This is a genomic window from Flavobacterium sp. (genome assembly GCF_035299245.1).
Classification (GTDB): Bacteria; Bacteroidota; Bacteroidia; order Flavobacteriales; family Flavobacteriaceae; genus Flavobacterium.
Genome location: NZ_DATGWY010000016.1, coordinates 199,026 through 213,500, shown reverse-complemented (window position 1 = coordinate 213,500; position 14,475 = coordinate 199,026). Strand labels below are relative to the sequence as shown.

The window sequence follows — 14,475 nt, the reverse complement described above, 5'->3', positions numbered from 1 at the left end:
TATGAATCTATTATCTACTCTATTTTTTGCACTTTTACTCATCATCGGATTTGGTTATTTTACCATTAATGTAAAAAAACTCATCCGTAATATCAAACTAGGAAAAGACATCAATCGTTCTGATAATTCTTCCGAACGATGGAAAAACATGGCGATGGTTGCACTTGGGCAATCCAAAATGGTTAAACGTCCGTTAGCTGCTTTTCTACATATTATTGTTTATGTTGGTTTCATTATCATCAACATCGAATTATTAGAAATCATCATTGACGGATTGTTTGGAACGCACAGAGTATTCGCTTTTATGGGCGGATTGTATGATTTCTTAATCGGTTCTTTTGAAGTCCTTGCGTTATTAGTATTAATAGCTGTCTTGATTTTTTGGACCAGAAGAAATGTCGTAAAATTAAGTCGTTTCGCAAGTTCAGATTTGAATGGAAAACCAAGAAATGACGCCAATTATATTTTGTATTTCGAAGTGGTATTGATGTCGTTATTTCTATTAATGAACGCAGCCGATTTCCACCTTCAAAATTTAACCGAAGTTTTTGGTCACTACGAAAAAGCGGGTTCGTTTCCAATATCACAGTTTATTGCTCCAATATTTGACGGAATGAGTAATGAAGCGGTGTATATGTTGGAACGTACTTTTTGGTGGTTGCACATCATTGGAATCTTGATTTTCTTGAATTATTTGTACTATTCTAAACATTTACACATTTTGTTGGCATTTCCAAATACGTATTTTGCCGATTTGAATGCCAAAGGAAAATTAGATAATTTAGAAAGTGTTACCAACGAAGTGAAATTAATGATGGATCCGAATGCCGATCCGTATGCAGCACCAGCAGAAGATGCTGTTCCGAGTAAATTTGGTGCTAGCGATGTACAGGATTTGAATTGGGTGCAACTTCTAAATGCTTACACTTGTACCGAATGTGGTCGTTGTACTTCGGCTTGTCCGGCGAATCAAACGGGCAAAAAGTTATCGCCACGTAAAATTATGATGGATACTAGAGATCGTTTGGAAGAAGTGGGGCGTAACATCGATAAAAATAAAGGTGTTTTCATTCCAGATAATGTCTCGTTATTGAACGATTACATCACAGCAGAAGAATTGTGGGCGTGTACTTCGTGTAACGCATGTGTTGAAGAATGTCCAGTAAACATAAGTCCATTATCCATTATCATCGACATGAGAAGGTATTTAGTAATGGAAAAAAGCGCGGCTCCACAATCGTTAAATGCAATGATGACCAATATTCAAAATAACGGTGCACCATGGCAATACAATCAGATGGATCGCCTAAATTGGAAAGACGAATAATCCCTGATGCGCAGCATCTGAATCACAACGGACTTCAGTCCATTGAAAAAATAAATAAAAAAATATCATCCCATAAATGTGAGGCTTGGGATGGTGTTGAATTAGTAAAATTAAAATGTAACAAAATGAAAGCAGACGAAATTGAAAAAAGCCTCCAAGAGCACACTGAAAACGGACAAAAAGTAAGTCCGATTTTACCCGAAGGAATTAAAAATTACTTGATTGACATTGATGGAACCATCTGTGACGATATTCCAAATGAAGAGCCAGAGCGCATGCTAACTGCAGAGGTTTATCCTGATGCATTAGTCACGTTAAACAAATGGTACGATGAAGGTCATATTATATTCTTTTTTACTTCTCGAACAGAAGCACATAGAGAATATACTGAAATTTGGTTGAAAAAACACGGATTCAAATACCACGGAATGGTCATGGGAAAACCTCGCGGCGGAAATTACCATTGGATTGATAATCACTTGGTAAAAGCGACTCGCTACAGAGGAAAATTCACTGATTTAGTGGATAAAGAAGTAACCATTCAAGTATTTGATGACGAACATCACGAATAATGTTATGACGACACAATTGTTGTCACTCAAAAAATAAGAATATGTCAGAAAATTTAATTGTGCCAACAATGGCAGAAATGATGGCTCAAGGCAAACAACCCGAAGTATTATTTTGGGTAGGTTGTTCCGGAAGTTTTGATGATAGAGCAAAACGAATTACTAAGGCATTTGTGCGTATTTTGAATCGTGCGAATGTTGATTTTGCTGTTCTCGGAACCGAAGAAAGTTGCACTGGAGATCCAGCCAAAAGAGCCGGAAACGAATTCGATTTTCAAATGCAAGCCATGATGAATATTGAAGTCATGAATGCATACGAAGTAAAGAAAATAGTAACCGCTTGTCCGCATTGCTTCAACACAATTAAAAATGAATATCCGGAATTAGGTGGAAAATACGAAGTAGTTCACCATACTGAATTTCTGAAATCATTATTAGATTCAGGAAAATTAACCATTGAAGGCGGACAATTCAAAGGAAAACGGATTACGTTTCACGATCCTTGCTATTTAGGAAGAGCCAACAATGTCTACGAAGCACCAAGAGATTTAATTCAGAAATTGGATGCCGAATTAGTCGAAATGAAACGTTCTCGTGCCAATGGTTTGTGTTGTGGTGCCGGTGGTGCTCAGATGTTCAAAGACGCTGAACCTGGCAACAAAGAAATCAACATCGAACGAACTGAAGATGCATTAGAAACAAAGCCTGAAATTATTGCTGCTGGATGTCCTTTCTGCAATACGATGTTAACTGATGGTGTTAAAAACAAAGAAAAAGAGGGCGAAATTAAAGTATTGGACATTGCCGAATTAATTGCTAATGCCCAAGATTTATAACTTCTAATACAAATAAAAATGTACGTTCCATTTGAAAGTTTACCGCCAGAATCCCGTATTTGGATTTACCAATCCAATCGCAAGTTTTCTGACGACGAAATGGTTGAAATTGAAAAGGATTTGAATGAGTTCTTAAATAATTGGAGTGCTCATGGTGCTGCACTTGAAGCGTCGTATCAATTAAAATACAATCGTTTTATAATTATTGCCGTAAATCAAGAAGTTCAAGCGGCAACTGGCTGTTCTATAGATTCTTCGGTTGCTTTTATTCAAAGTTTAGAACAACGTTACAATGTTGATTTGTTGGATAAAATGAACGTAACATTCAAAAATGGTGAGCATGTAGCGCACAAAACACTCATCGATTTTAAACGAATGGCTAAAGAAAAAGCAGTTACTGCCAATACTATTGTATTCAATAATCTCGTTAATACCATTGAAGAGTGGAACGATAATTGGGAAGTTCCAGCTGGCGATAGTTGGCACAGTCGTTTCTTTTAAATCCATTCAATGAAAAAAATAACCCATTTATTTCTGCTTTTTGCAACGCTAATTGTTATTGTCAATTGTTCCTCTTCCAAAGGAAAAATGAGCGATACGACTAATAGTTTAAAGAAAGAAGCAATTCAATACGAAGACGATGAAGTATACGTTCCACATTTAAAATCAGAGCGCAAAACCTTTTTCAAAGGAAGTTCTTCCGAAGACAAATGGGTAGATAGTGTATACAATCAATTGTCGTTCAATGAGAAAATTGGGCAATTGTTTATGGTCGCTGCATATTCCAATAAAGATGCAGAACATTTTAATACTATCGAAAAATTAGTTCAAGACTATAAAATTGGTGGTGTCATTTTCTTTCAAGGTGGACCAGTGCGTCAGGCGCGATTAACCAATCGTTTTCAATCCAAATCTAAAGTACCTTTATTCGTCGGAATTGACGCTGAATGGGGAATGAGTATGCGTTTGGATTCGACCTATCGTTTTCCTTGGAACATGACTTTGGGCGCCATTCGCGATACCAAATTGATTGAAAGAGTGGGCGCACAAATGGGTAGAGAGGCCAAACGAATGGGTGTTCACTTCAATTTTGCTCCTGTTTTAGACATCAATACCAATCCGTTAAATCCAATTATTGGGTATCGTTCATTTGGTGAAGATAAGAAAAACGTAACCGAAAGCGCTATTGCTTTGATGACTGGTGTCCAAAATCAAGGCGTATTTTCAACAGGTAAGCATTTTCCGGGTCACGGCGACACTTCAACCGATTCACATCATACCTTACCAGTAGTAAATTTTCCAAAAGAGCGAATTGATAACGTCGAATTGTATCCTTACAAACGAATGTTCGATGAAGGTTTAGAATCGGTTATGGTAGCGCATTTGAATGTTCCCAATTTGGAACCGCGTGAAAATTATCCAACTTCCATTTCCTATCCTGTTGTAACTGAATTACTTCAAAAACAACTCGGATTTGATGGTTTGATTTTTACGGATGCCTTAAATATGAAAGGAGCAAGTAGTTTCAAAAAGCCTGGAGATATTGATTTGGCTGCTTTTATGGCGGGAAATGATATTCTGTTGTTTGCCGAAAACGTTCCAGTTGCTGTTGAAAAAATCACTCAAGCGTACAACGATACTTTAATTACTGACGATCGCATCGAACAATCGGTAAAAAAGATTTTAAAATACAAATACAAAGTCGGATTGAATAGTTATAAACCTATTGAAACCAAAAATTTAGTTTCTGATATTAATCCGGTTGACAATAGTTCGCTTCAGTACGAATTGTATGAAAATGCAGTAACTGTTGTAAAAAATGACAACGCTATTTTACCCATTAAAGACTTAGCAAGTTCTAAAATTGCTTACATCAAATTAGGTGATTTTCCGGGCACATCATTTTTATCAACATTGAATAAGTACACCGAAGTTACTGAAGTTAGCGTTATTGATAACTCAAAAGCTTTGGAACAATTGAGCAATTATTCAACTGTAATTTTTGGTTTCCATTCTTCGGATGTTTCGTGGTGGAAAAAACAAGAATTCTCCAAAAATGACATTGAATTAATTAACAAAGTAGCCGCTTCTAAAGATGTTATTTTAGATATTTTTGCTAAACCTTATGTTGCATCGGATTTACCTTCGTTAGATGCTATAAAATCAATTGTTGTTTCGTATCAAAACAGTGATATTTCCCAACAAGTTTCAGCCGAAATCATTTTTGGAGCGCTAGGAGCAAAGGGAAGATTGCCTGTTTCAATAAGCGAAAAATATCCTGTAAATCATGGTTTGACAACAGAAAGCACAAATGTATTAGGATTTTCGACTCCAGAACGTGTGGGAATGAGTTCTGAAAAACTAGCCAAAATTGAAACCATCGTCAACAAAGCCATCAACGGAAAAATGGCGCCCGGAATGCAAGTTTTAGTAGCTAGAAAAGGAAAAGTGATTTATCAGAAATCATTTGGATATCACACCTACGATAACAAAACTAAAGTGCAAAATTCAGATATTTATGATGTAGCTTCAGTAACCAAAATGGTTTCGACTTTACCCAATGTAATGCATTTGTACGATCACGGAAAAGTAACTTTAGAAACGAAGTTGGGTGAAATGCTTCCTGCTTTTGCAGAATCAAATAAAAAAGACATTACGTTCAAAGAATTATTATCGCATTATGGTCGTTTACAAGCATGGGAACCTTTTTACAAATCGACTTTAGATATTGAAAAATGTCCGGCTGATAAATATTATAGCCTATTTTTTAAAGAAGGTTTTACTAAACAAGTAGCCGAAAATCTCTACATCAGAAATGATTATCAGGATACCATCATGAGTAAAATCATTTCCAGTAAATTAATTGATAAAAAAGAATACAAATACAGCGATTTTACCTTCATCATTTTGAAAGATTACGTCGAAAAAATGACAGGAAAATCATTGGATGTTTTAAGTACAGAACAGTTTTTCAAACCATTAGGAATGAGCAGTACGATGTACAATCCGTTGTTGAAGTTTGACATGAGTATGATTCCACCAACCGAAATCGACAACTATTTCCGTCATACTACTATTCAAGGTTATGTTCACGATATGGCGGCAGCAATGCAAGGCGGAATTGGTGGTCATGCCGGAATTTTTTCCAATACAATGGACATTGCCAAAATGATGCAACTCTTTCTTCAAAAAGGTAATTATGGTGGACGTCAGTATTTTTCGGAAGAAACGTTTCTAACGTTCAACAATTGTCATTTTTGTTTGGAAGGCAATCGTCGTGGTCTCGGATTTGATAAACCTCAATTGGGTAAAGAAGGCCCAACGTGCGGTTGTGTTTCTAAATCGAGTTTCGGTCATACCGGTTTTACCGGAACTATGGCTTGGGCTGATCCTGAAACTGAAATTGTTTATGTTTTCTTATCCAATAGAACGTTCCCTGATTCCAATGCAGCCAACACACTTTCTAAAGAAAACATCCGCGAAGACATTCAACGCATCATCCAAGAAGCAATTATCAAATAATTTAACGTAGCTTTCACGGTTAAGCATCGCTTATTTCACTAAATTAGCACATTAATTTTTTAGAATGAAAATAGCTATTGTTTGTTATCCAACCTTTGGTGGAAGTGGTGTTGTGGCAACCGAATTGGGTTTAGAATTGGCACATCGCGGTCACGAAATTCATTTTATTACGTACCGTCAGCCTGTTCGTTTAGCCTTACTGAATCAAAATGTGCATTACCATGAAGTAAACGTTCCAGAGTATCCTTTGTTCCATTATCAACCTTACGAATTAGCACTTTCGAGTAAATTGGTTGATATGGTAAAATTATATAAAATTGAGCTACTTCATGTACATTACGCCATTCCACATGCTTATGCGGGTTATATGGCGAAGCAAATGCTTAAAGACGAAGGCATCAATCTTCCGATGGTTACTACTTTGCACGGTACGGATATTACGTTGGTTGGAAATCATCCGTTTTACAAAACAGCCGTAAGTTTTAGTATCAATAAATCCGATATTGTGACTTCCGTTTCTCAAAGTCTAAAAGACGATACTTACAAGCATTTCAACATCAAAAAAGACATTCATGTCATTCCCAATTTTATCGAATTGAACAAAACAAGAAATGAATCATTGATTTCATGCCAGCGCTCGGTTATGGCTCATAAAGACGAGCGAATTGTAACACACATCAGTAATTTTAGAAAAGTAAAACGAATTCCAGATGTAATTAAAATCTTTTTTAAAATTCAACAACACATTCCAGCTAAATTAATGATGGTAGGCGATGGTCCAGAGAAAGAAAAAGCTGAGCAAATGTGTGTCGAACTCGGAATTCAAGACAAAGTAATCTTTTTTGGTAACAGTAATGAAATTGATCAAATCTTATCGTATTCTGATTTGTTCTTATTGCCATCCGAAACCGAAAGTTTTGGTTTGGCCGCTTTAGAGGCGATGGCGTGGAGTGTTCCGGTAATATCAACTAATTCAGGAGGATTACCCGAAGTAAATTTTCCAGGGCAATCGGGTTATTTAAGCGATGTGGGTAATATTGATGAAATGGCCGAAAATGCGTTGAAGATTTTAAGCAATAATTCAACTTTAGCCACGTTTAAAGAGAACGCTTTAACGGTTGCTAAACAATTTGATATTAAAAATATTTTGCCGTTGTACGAAGAATTGTACCATCAAGCGCTCAATAATAAAAATATGACAGTATGAAAAAGATCATCCCAATTCTAATTTTAGCCTTTTTATATTCGTGTTCAACAACAAAAAAAACGGTAGATAATAAATTGTATAACGTACTAGTTTCTAGTGAATACGGAGGTGGAAATTTTCGTTTTTATGAAATCATTACTGAAGCCAAAGAATTTAAAATGTTGTTAGGCGACGACGAAATCAAGAAATTTGTCAAACCCGACGATATCAAAACAGCCAATTTTATTTTGGTTAATTTAGGCGAAAAAAACAATGGCGGATATGGAGTTGAAGTGGCGAATGTTGTTGAAGAAGCTGATAAAATAGTAGTTACCATCAAAGAAATAGAACCCAAAAAAGGAAATGTTACTATGGCCATTACTAATCCGTATGCTGTGATTAAAATCAATTCTAAAAAACCGATTGAAATTAAGTAATTAGATATTCTTACATATAAAAAAAGACGCACTATACTGCGTTTTTTTTTGTTTTAATAGTAATGTTCTAAAACGGATTAGACCATTTTGCATCTACATATACATTTGTGCCACTTAGTGTTTTCAAAAAGGCAATCACCGCATTCACTTCTGTCGCATTTAGATTGAGATGTTGACCAAAACCATTAGGCATTAATCTTGGGTCTAGATTGTTATTTCCAGGTGCAATAGTAATGGTTCCGTAATGGCCGATTGCCGCTTGTAAAGTAGTAATCACTCCAGTATGCATCATTGGTCCGTTTGGAGTACCATCAGGTTTTGTTAAATCGCGCAACGATGGAGCTCGAGTGTTCGTTACATCCAAACCACCATTTATTGAACCTGCTATGCCATTGTTTTTGGTATTGGGATCGATGTCAAATTCGGGAGCAGCATGACAACCTGCACAGCCTAAACCACCGCCAGTTCGGTTTCCTGTAGCATCAAAAATAGGCGGAGTTAAAAATAAATTTTTTCCATTGTTTTCTTGAGCTGTATAATTGGGAAAAGGCACATTGTTATTGGCAACTTGCGCACGTCCAATATCAAATTTGGAATCAAACGATTGTATGCTTCGGATGAATTGTGCCAATGCCAATTGTACTTTATTTTCAGTTATTTCTTCGCTTCCATACACAAATCGGAATAATTCTTTATAATATTCTATTGCGCTTAACTTTGTTATTAATCCAGAAAAAGGTTGATCGCCATTAGTACCGCTAAATCCCATTTCGCCATGATCTTTAATAGGCATAGTTGTTTGAGTTTCTAAATTGATGGCTCTTTCGTCCCAAAAGAATTTCGTTTCAACTGCAAATCTCGAATTGATCAAACGCATCGAATGTCTTCCAGTAGTTCCGTTTACACCTGTACTAGCAACGGCTACATCTCCAAAAGCATTGGCTTGCTGATGACAACTTGAACATGAAACAGTGTTGTTCGAAGATAGATTTTTATCATAAAAAAGTACTCTTCCTAAAGTTGCACCTTTGTTGGTTATCGAATTGCCTTGTGTATTGTCTTTGGTAATGTAAACAGGAACCGTTTGATTGGCATAATTGTATAAATTATTTAAATCGATTTTGGTGCCAAAAGTAGCTACTACATTGGGATAAGAATTCAAATCAACGTATTGGTCATCATCATTTCCGCACGAAATGAAAATCATAGAAACAAGTAAAACGGAGAGGCGTTGCAACATAATCGATTTGGTTTTAGGGTTAAAAACTATTTTTTAATTACTATTTTATACGATTTCGATTCATTGCCATCAGAAATAGTCACAAAATAAGTACCATTATAAATAGTATCAGTTTCAATGATGGTCAATGTGCTTCCTTGAACAATAGTACTGGTTTTTACAACTTTTCCTAATGCATCAATCAATTCAACTTTAAGATCTTTTTCAGCCATTTGTGTCTGAATGGCTATGAACTCTTGTGCAGGATTGGGTGCAATTACCACTTTAAAATCAGTGTCGTCAAAATTTGAAACGCCTAAAGAAGGATTATAAACAGTAGTCGTTTCGGTAATTGAAGTCACTTTAACGCCGGTTTTGTTTCCGTAAAATGTAGGTCCAACCACATACGGATAAGCAGAATTGTGATTAGCATCAACCGTAGCAAAGTAGCAATAAATTCCGTTTGGATATTCAGGAGTCACACAAAAACGGCCATTGTGTTCGTCTAAATAATCGGGTTCTGTATGTGCAACATATTCATAATCTTCTCTAAAATATCCCAACGGATAAGTAGTGCTTACAACCGGACCACTTGTAACACTTGCTCCTGTTGGAGAAGTAGTTCGCGTAGTAATAGCGCGCAATTGATAACTCGATTTCATTCGAGTAATTCCGCCCGTTCCATTCGTATTAGCATAACCATAAGCACCATAAATAGGGAATCCATCATAGGCAAATCCTAATAAAGGCGAATGTTGAGATGGATTAATGACGTACAAACCATCCGAAGGATACGTGTCACAAATGGTTGAAAGTACATTTAAATCGAGGTTGAACGCACTCGGATTTTGATGGTGATGGTAGTTTCCCATTGCTGGATGTGCTTTGGCGCAATCAAATCCTGCTCTTTCAGCCGGAATGGCATCTCTGTTCCAAGCTTGAGTTGCTGTTGGTCCACCAGGACAAGGCGGATTTCCTGGTCCGCCACAAAGTGCATTTGTAGTAGCATTCCAAGCCACGCCGTCTCTGTAATCAAATAAAGCTACACCATTGATGAAAATTCCGATATTTCCTCCATTGGTAGGTGTTGGTGTTCCTGTATTTTGAGTCGGATTTAGAGGTAATTTAAAAATGGCATTTTGTGAAGTTGCTAAGGATGGATTTCCATCTAAAAATGGTCCCGTAATGTAAGCTGGAATTCCATTAGTAGAAACGTATACCCAATTTGCAGAATATTGCACAGTTTGTACATTGGCCAAAACAGCATCATTAATAGGAGTAGGGTTTCCTGAAACATAATGACGTCCCGTAATTCCTGTTGTGTTTCGCAACCAATTAACAATGGCTGGATTGGTTTGTGCATTCATAATTGAGCAGCTGAAAAGCACTAAAAAGAGTATTTTTTTCATAGTTGAAGATTGGTTTATAGAATTAGACGAAACTTTAAATTAATTCTTGCGCTTCCTCTAAATTATTTTTTTGAATACGAAAAACGCTCATCAAACAAGAATTCTTTATCGGATAATGTTTTTAAAAATGCTACTAAATCGGTTCGGTCATCATCAGTAAGCTGAATCGGTTCCAGTAATTGTTTTGACAAAGTTTTGCTTTGGTGAATTCCTGAGTTATAATGTTTGATTACTTCGGTTAAGGTTGAAAATCGTCCATCGTGCATATACGGAAATGTAAATTGAATGTTGCGCAATGTGGGTACTTTAAACTTCAATGAATCGGATGACTTTTGTGTAATTTTCATCCGACCATAATCATTCAGAGTTGGATCGACTTCCAAACCATTATTTTCAAAGTGTTCATTAGAAAACAAAGGTTCCGTATGACATGAAGCACAATGGTTCTTGAACAAAATGTAGCCTTTTTGCTCACTTTCATTGAATTTTTCTTCGTTGCGCATGACTTTGTCGTATTTTGAATTGGATGTCGTGAGCATTACCAAGAACTGTGTTAAAGCTTTTAATGTCAATTGTCCAGTTACTTTTTTAGTTCCAAAGGCTTTTTGAAATAATTCTGGATACTCTTGATTTTGATTTAATTTATTAACCACATTTTCAAGTGTTTCATTCATTTCAACTTCACTAGTAATAGGAGCTAAAGGTTGCACGTCTAAATGATTTACACCGCCATCCCACATAAAAGTAGTTTTCCATGCAAGATTTTGCAAAGTCAGTGAATTTCGGGTGCCAATTTTACCGTCAATTCCGTGACTCAAATCGTGGTCAACATGAGTAAAACCATTAGCTTGCAAATGACAACTCGCACAAGAAATAGTGTTATCTTTTGACAGAATTGGATCGTAAAATAATTTTCTACCCAATTCAAAACCTTCTTCAGTCAAAGGATTGTTTTTAAAATCATATACCGGTTTTGGAAATCCTTTTGGAACTTCAAAATAAATAGGCGTTACTAATGATTTGGAAAAAGAAAAAAATCCAAGAGCTACAATTCCAATTCCAAAAATCAATGTTATTTTCTTCATTCGACCGAAAACATTTTAGTGGATAAATCGGCTATTTTCATGGCTTCTTTACCCGCAATCATTATCGAATTTGTTTCTGCTAGATTGATGTTTTCTAATAATTTAGATACATCCATTTTAATAGAAACTTCATTTTTTCTTTTGTCATTGTCATTGAGATTAATACTAACTTTTCTCAACGCACAATAGGGATGCAAATAACCACCAATATGAAATTGAAAAGCATTTTTTCTTGTTTTGCAACTATTGCTTTTCCCTTCTAATTTTAAATTAATATAACCACTTTGCCACGCCCAATACATTCCGTTTTGTACATCTAAGTCACCGGATAAAGCTCCAGAAACACTGGTTGTGCTATCAATTCCGATGTTGAATTGCACCTTATTGATCTCATTTTTATTGGGAAGATTAATTTGCAGTGTATTTTTATCAGAAGCATCAATCAAATGAAAACTATTTTGTTCTGTATATGAACTTCCGTCTTTATACTGTAATTCCAATCCTGATATATAAAACTTCAACATTGAAATTTCCAAACTATCCGTTTTAGAACTGTACGAATGATTAAGAAGAAAAGGCTGATTTTTAAAACATAAATTTAATTTTAATTGCAAAGAATCCTTTTCAATTTGTGCCGAAGCCATACAAAAGAAAAGGAAACTTGCAATACAACTAACTACTTTATTGTTCATGTTTTCGAGGATGTGGTTTCGAAAATAACCGTGATAATTCTTCTGTTAATGCATTAAAATCATCCAATTGTTCAGGTTTGCATAATTTTTTAATATCGTTGAAATGATTGAAATGAATCAACTCAATTTCTTTTTGATATTGGCCTAATGCATTAATAAGACTGTCTTTTCTTGTTGCATCAAGTGTTGTTGAATTCAAAAGTGAATACAATTCATTTTTAGTAACTCTAATTTTATCTTCTGTAGCAGAGATTTGTTTACGGTGTTGTCGAATTAACACTTCGTAATCGGCTTGTTGCTGAGCGTCCAAATGCAATTGCTCGATGATTATTTCTTTAGGTTTTGGTCGACCACCATCAGGAGGAAAGTGCCCTTTTTTAGGTCCAGAAAACAACAAAAATCCCAATGTAACTATGTTAATGATTAACAAAGTAATGATTGAAAATGTGACTAATTTTTGCTTTTCCATAGTTGTTAATATAATTGATTACTCTTGTGAATGGACTTTTCTAATTCGGTTATTGAAGTATCGTACGTTTTGTTTTTTGTGGATAAAATGACAATGTTCAAAGACATCAAAATCACTATTGACGCTGCAACCAACCACAGGGTTTTCATTGGAACTACTGATTTTTCATGAATTCGAAGCTCAATCTTAGATAACAATTCGTCATTCGGGCTCACTTTGGTAATTTCGTTGGTACTATTTAGAATGTCGTTTATGAATTTTTCAGCTTCCATATTTTTTTTAGACGATGTTAATTATTTTTTCTTGCGGTACTCTTCAAACTTTTTGCTTAATTTTTCTTTTAAAGAGGTTTTGGCTCTAAAAACTAATGATTCTACAGATGAAATACTCAATTGCATGATCTCGGCAATTTCAGGATTACTCAAGCCATCAAGTTTCGATAAAATGAATGCAGTTCTTTGATTTTCAGTTAATTCATCGATTACTCCAAACAGAATTTTAGCATTTTCTTGTTGTTCTAAAGCAATGCCGGGATGTTCAAATGTCGAAATGGAATTCAATTCTCTTTCAGAATCGGATTTAATTCCGAAAATGAAAAGTCGTTTTTTACTCTTTTTGTATTTGATAAAATCGAGACTTTTGTTGATGGTAATTCGGTAAATCCAGGTCTTTATGGATGAGTTATTCTTGAATTTATCCATTGATTGATGCACTCGAACGAATACATCTTGGGTAATTTCTTCAGCGTCTTCGATGTTTTGTACATAATGCAATGCCACATTGTAAACCAATACTTTGTACTGATTATAAAGCAATTGAAAATGAATACTCGAATTCGACATAGAATTATTTGTGGTAAATGTAATTAGACTGCCGACATTAACAAAGGTTTAAGTAGGAAGTAATTTTTTTAAATTTAAAATAGTGCTATATTTGACTTCTAAAATTTCAAACAAATAACTCAAAACAATATGAAATTACTTGAAGGAAAAGTAGCTATAATTACAGGCGCAAGTCGCGGAATTGGTAGCGGAATTGCAAAAGTATTTGCTCAACACGGTGCCAATGTGGCCTTTACTTATAGTTCGTCTGCCGAATCAGCGATGGCTTTGGAAAATGAATTGAATGCATTAGGTGTAAAAGCCAAAGGTTACCAATCGAATGCGGCCAATTTTGAAGAAGCTCAGAAATTATCGGATGATGTGATTGCCGAATTTGGAACCATCGACATATTAATCAACAATGCTGGAATTACCAAAGACAACCTTTTGATGCGTATGTCTGAAGAAGATTTTGATAAAGTAATCGAAATCAACTTGAAATCGGTATTCAATATGACCAAAGCAGTGCAAAAAGTAATGCTTAAAAACCGTAAAGGTTCAATAGTAAACATGAGTAGTGTAGTAGGAGTGAAGGGAAATGCAGGGCAAGCCAACTACGCAGCTTCAAAAGCCGGAATGATTGGTTTTACTAAGTCAATTGCTTTAGAATTAGGTTCGCGTAACATTCGTTGCAACGCCATTGCGCCAGGATTCATCGAAACCGAAATGACAGCAAAATTAAACGAAGACGTGGTTCAAGGTTGGAGAGATTCTATTCCGTTAAAACGCGGTGGAACTCCAGAAGATGTAGCCAATGCATGTTTGTTTTTAGCTTCTGATATGAGTGCTTATGTAACTGGACAAACATTGAATGTGGATGGAGGAATGTTGACCTAAATAGTT

Annotated in this window: 15 protein-coding genes; 8 read left to right on the top strand and 7 right to left on the bottom strand. The window is 35.5% G+C overall.

All coding sequences use genetic code 11. From position 1 onward, the window contains the following. Nucleotide 1: 1 nt before the first annotated feature. From VK161_RS12280 to VK161_RS12250, 7 genes are all read left to right on the top strand, one after another. Entirely contained in the window at nucleotides 2-1,327 is a 1,326-nt protein-coding gene (locus VK161_RS12280) for a (Fe-S)-binding protein (RefSeq protein WP_324215076.1), read from the top strand. A gap of 125 nt (nucleotides 1,328-1,452) precedes the next feature. Then, complete coding sequence (locus VK161_RS12275) at nucleotides 1,453-1,899, top strand: LNS2 domain-containing protein (protein ID WP_324215118.1); 447 nt, start codon at nucleotides 1,453-1,455, stop codon at nucleotides 1,897-1,899. A gap of 41 nt (nucleotides 1,900-1,940) precedes the next feature. After that, nucleotides 1,941-2,732, top strand: coding sequence for a (Fe-S)-binding protein (locus tag VK161_RS12270; protein WP_324215075.1), 792 nt, complete (start codon nucleotides 1,941-1,943; stop codon nucleotides 2,730-2,732). An 18-nt stretch (nucleotides 2,733-2,750) separates the two neighbouring features. Further along, nucleotides 2,751-3,233, top strand: a complete 483-nt coding sequence (locus VK161_RS12265) for an ABC transporter ATPase (protein ID WP_324215074.1) — start codon at nucleotides 2,751-2,753, stop codon at nucleotides 3,231-3,233. 9 nt (nucleotides 3,234-3,242) lie between these two features. Next, nucleotides 3,243-6,254, top strand: coding sequence for a glycoside hydrolase family 3 N-terminal domain-containing protein (locus tag VK161_RS12260; RefSeq protein ID WP_324215073.1), 3,012 nt, complete (start codon nucleotides 3,243-3,245; stop codon nucleotides 6,252-6,254). 64 nt (nucleotides 6,255-6,318) lie between these two features. Next, nucleotides 6,319-7,461, top strand: coding sequence for an N-acetyl-alpha-D-glucosaminyl L-malate synthase BshA (bshA, locus tag VK161_RS12255; protein ID WP_324215072.1), 1,143 nt, complete (start codon nucleotides 6,319-6,321; stop codon nucleotides 7,459-7,461). Continuing rightward, nucleotides 7,458-7,877 (top strand): protease complex subunit PrcB family protein, encoded by a 420-nt coding sequence (locus VK161_RS12250; protein WP_324215071.1) that lies wholly within the window; start codon nucleotides 7,458-7,460, stop codon nucleotides 7,875-7,877. Before bshA ends, VK161_RS12250 begins: the two co-directional genes overlap by 4 nt. 67 nt (nucleotides 7,878-7,944) lie before the next feature. Here the strand turns inward: VK161_RS12250 and VK161_RS12245 are convergent, their stop codons facing one another. The 7 genes from VK161_RS12245 to VK161_RS12215 all read right to left on the bottom strand — a co-directional run bounded on the left by VK161_RS12245 (nucleotide 7,945) and on the right by VK161_RS12215 (nucleotide 13,593). Then, the gene (locus VK161_RS12245; RefSeq protein ID WP_324215070.1) at nucleotides 7,945-9,117 is read right to left on the bottom strand and encodes a cytochrome-c peroxidase; all 1,173 of its coding nucleotides are present in this window, start codon (nucleotides 9,115-9,117) and stop codon (nucleotides 7,945-7,947) included. Nucleotides 9,118-9,143: 26 nt separating this feature from the next. Then, nucleotides 9,144-10,505 (bottom strand): YHYH protein, encoded by a 1,362-nt coding sequence (locus VK161_RS12240; protein WP_324215069.1) that lies wholly within the window; start codon nucleotides 10,503-10,505, stop codon nucleotides 9,144-9,146. A gap of 62 nt (nucleotides 10,506-10,567) precedes the next feature. Beyond that, the gene (locus tag VK161_RS12235; protein WP_324215068.1) at nucleotides 10,568-11,590 is read right to left on the bottom strand and encodes a cytochrome-c peroxidase; all 1,023 of its coding nucleotides are present in this window, start codon (nucleotides 11,588-11,590) and stop codon (nucleotides 10,568-10,570) included. Then, nucleotides 11,587-12,282, bottom strand: coding sequence for an MbnP family protein (locus tag VK161_RS12230; protein ID WP_324215067.1), 696 nt, complete (start codon nucleotides 12,280-12,282; stop codon nucleotides 11,587-11,589). The genes VK161_RS12235 and VK161_RS12230 overlap by 4 nt, the downstream gene beginning before the upstream one ends. Next, nucleotides 12,272-12,751 (bottom strand): Spy/CpxP family protein refolding chaperone, encoded by a 480-nt coding sequence (locus tag VK161_RS12225; RefSeq protein WP_324215066.1) that lies wholly within the window; start codon nucleotides 12,749-12,751, stop codon nucleotides 12,272-12,274. The genes VK161_RS12230 and VK161_RS12225 overlap by 11 nt, the downstream gene beginning before the upstream one ends. A 5-nt stretch (nucleotides 12,752-12,756) precedes the next feature. Further along, nucleotides 12,757-13,023: a hypothetical protein gene (locus tag VK161_RS12220; RefSeq protein ID WP_324215065.1), complete on the bottom strand. Its 267-nt coding sequence runs from the start codon at nucleotides 13,021-13,023 to the stop codon at nucleotides 12,757-12,759. A gap of 21 nt (nucleotides 13,024-13,044) precedes the next feature. After that, entirely contained in the window at nucleotides 13,045-13,593 is a 549-nt protein-coding gene (locus VK161_RS12215; RefSeq protein ID WP_324215064.1) for an RNA polymerase sigma factor, read from the bottom strand. A 129-nt stretch (nucleotides 13,594-13,722) separates the two neighbouring features. On the opposite strand from VK161_RS12215, the gene fabG reads away from it, so the two are divergent. Further along, nucleotides 13,723-14,469 carry a 3-oxoacyl-[acyl-carrier-protein] reductase gene (fabG, locus tag VK161_RS12210; RefSeq protein ID WP_324215063.1) on the top strand — a complete coding sequence of 249 codons (747 nt, stop codon included), beginning with the start codon at nucleotides 13,723-13,725 and terminating at the stop codon, nucleotides 14,467-14,469. Nucleotides 14,470-14,475: the final 6 nt, after the last annotated feature.